Raw genomic sequence first — 2587 nt, 5'->3', positions numbered from 1 at the left:
TGCGCATTCCAGTGATCGTGGGCGCTCATTCCACGCGATGGCGGGCGCCTATTCCACGTGATCGTGGGCGGCGCAGTCGGCCGATGTGGGCATGGAGTCAGGCGTTGGTCTGAGCGTCAAGCTCGCGGTGGCCGGAGAGCCGTCGCATGCTGTCGCCGGCGAGGGTCAGCCGGTGAGCGTTGTGCACCAGCCGGTCGAGGATGGCGTCGGCCAGGGTCGGGTCGCCGATCACGTCGTGCCATTGGTCGACGGGGATCTGGCTGGTGACGATCGTCGAGCCGCGGCCCTGCCGGTCCTCGAGGATCTCGAGCAGATCGATGCGCTGGTTGGCGGTAAGCACGGCCAGGCCCCAGTCATCGAGGATCAGCAGATCGACGCGGCTGAGGGTTTTGAGCAGCCGGGCGTGGCGGCCGTCGCCGCGGGCGAGCGCCAGCGCTTCGAAGAGCCGCGGGACGCGCTGGTAGAAGACGGAGCGTCCGTCACGACAGGCCTTGTGGCCAAGCGCGCAGGCGATCCAGCTCTTGCCGACGCCGCAGGGCCCGGTGATCAGGCAGTTCTGATGGCGGTGGATCCAGTCGCCGGCCGCCAGGCGTGCGACGAGCGCGCGGTCCAGCCCGCGCGGCGTACGCAGGTCGATGTCCTCGACGCAGGCGTCCTGCCGGAGCGCAGCAAACTTCAGCCGGGCTGTGAGCCGCTTGGTGTCGCGCTCGGCCGCCTCGCGGTCGGCCATGATGCCGACGCGTTCCTCGAAGCTGAGCGCGGCGAGATCGGGCGCGGCGCGCTGCTCTTCGAAGGCCTTGGCCATGCCGGTGAGGCCGAGCGCGATCAGGCGCTCATGGGTGGGATGGGCGAGCATTGGGTCTCCTGGTTTGAGGATCAGTGGAAGTAGTTGCGGCCGCGGATGTTGCCGTGGCGCAGGGGCTCGTGATCCGGCTCGGGCTCGAGGAAGCCGCGGTCGAGGCCAGTCTGGAGGATCGAGCGGACGGAGCTCGCCGAGCGCGCCTTGATCTGGGCGGCGCGCTGGCAGGCCGCCTCGAGCCGGGCGCGGCCATAGGTCTTCTCCAGCGCGAGGATGCCCATGCAGCTGCGGAAGCCCTGCTCGGGATGCGGCCGCTCGGCCATGATGGCGGAGATCAGCGCCGCCGCGGCGGGACCGATCTTCCCGGCGCTCGCCATCAGCCGCGCCGGCGTCCATTCCGCGTGGCGCCGATGCGAGCTGGGCATGTGCTCGGGGATCGTCGTGTGTCCGCGACGTCCGGGAGATCGGGCGTGGCTGGCGACGCGTTGGCCCTTGTGGAAGATCTCCACCGTGCGCTCGCTGGCCCGCACGTCCACCTGCTCGCGGATCAGCCGATAGGGGACGGAGTACCAGGAGCCGTCGATCTCGACATGGTAGTCGAGCGCCACCCGGCAGATCTTCCATTCGGCGAAGGCGTAGGGCTCGGCCGGCAGCGGCTTCAGCGCCGGGACATCCACCGCCGCGAAGAGCTCCGCGCGGCTCGCGCCGTAGGCGCGCATCACCCGGGCATTGAGCTCTGCGACGAGCTCGGCGATCGCCGCGTTCAGCTCGACCAGGCTGAAGAAGCGTAGGTTGCGCAGCCGCGCCAGGATCCAGCGCTCGGCGAGCAGCACGGCCTGCTCCACCTTCGCCTTGTCACGCGGCTTGTACGGCCGGGCCGGGATCACCGCGGTTCCGTAGTGCCGCGCCAGGTCCTGGTAGGTCCGGTTGATCTGCGGCTCGTAGCGGTCGCCGCGCGCCACGCCGGCCTTGAGGTTGTCGCAGACGATGGTCGCCGGCACGCCGCCGAGGAAGGCGAAGAGCCCGACATGACAACCGATCCAGTCCGCCAAGCCTTCGCTGGGCCGCGCCTCGGCGTAGACGTAGCTCGACGCCCCCATGGCCGCCACGAAGAGCTTCATCGGCCGGGCCTCGCCGGTCTCGGGATCGATCAGCTCGATCGGATCGCCGGCGTAGTCGACGAAGACCTTGTCGCCCGCCAGGTGCTTCTGGCGCATCGTCGGCGATCGCCGCGCCTTCCAGGCTTCATAGTGCTCGCAAAACCAGGCGTAGCCGTACCCATCGGGATGTTCGGCCCGATATTCCTGCCAGAGCAGAGATCGGGTCACGCCTTTGCGCCGCAGCTCTCGGTCCACGGCGGCCCAGTCCGGCTCGGCCCGCGGTGCCTTGCTTGGCGGCGGCCCGGGGAAAAGCCGCCGCTCAAGCACCGTGTCGTCCAAGTCCTCGGGCAGCGGCCAGCCCAGCCCGGCGACTTGAACCCGCTGCAGGTAGTCGCCCACAGCGCCTTTGCTGATCCCCAGCGACGTCGCGATCAGCCTGGTGCTCAGGCCGACCTCGAACCTCAGGCGCAACAACTCTCTTATCCGGCGCATCGACAATCTCTCGGTCGGCATCGGGCCCCCTCTGCTCAGCACAGGGGACCTTTAGCCCTCAGATTGTCGGCCGAACCGCGCTCACCCCCTCAGATCAGAGGGCGCCCATGATCCCGTGGAATCCGTGCCCACCTTCGCGTGGAATCCGCGCCCACCTTGCCGTGGAATTCGTGCCCGCGATCGCGTGGAATTCGCA

Annotated in this window: 2 protein-coding genes; both read right to left on the bottom strand. The window is 69.2% G+C overall.

The window, feature by feature from the left end; translation table 11 throughout:
* Positions 1–97: 97 nt before the first annotated feature.
* The gene (gene istB / locus AX721_RS22290; protein WP_012520515.1) at positions 98–856 is read right to left on the bottom strand and encodes an IS21-like element helper ATPase IstB; all 759 of its coding nucleotides are present in this window, start codon (positions 854–856) and stop codon (positions 98–100) included.
* Positions 857–876: 20 nt separating this feature from the next.
* Positions 877–2412 (bottom strand): IS21 family transposase, encoded by a 1536-nt coding sequence (gene istA / locus AX721_RS22285; protein ID WP_012520261.1) that lies wholly within the window; start codon positions 2410–2412, stop codon positions 877–879.
* Between the last annotated feature and the right edge of the window lie 175 nt (positions 2413–2587).

The organism is Phenylobacterium sp. CCH9-H3, assembly GCF_001557235.1.
GTDB lineage: Bacteria > Pseudomonadota > Alphaproteobacteria > Caulobacterales > Caulobacteraceae > Phenylobacterium.
The sequence above is the reverse complement of the archived record's forward strand: the minus strand, read 5'-3'. Positions and strand labels throughout refer to the sequence as shown.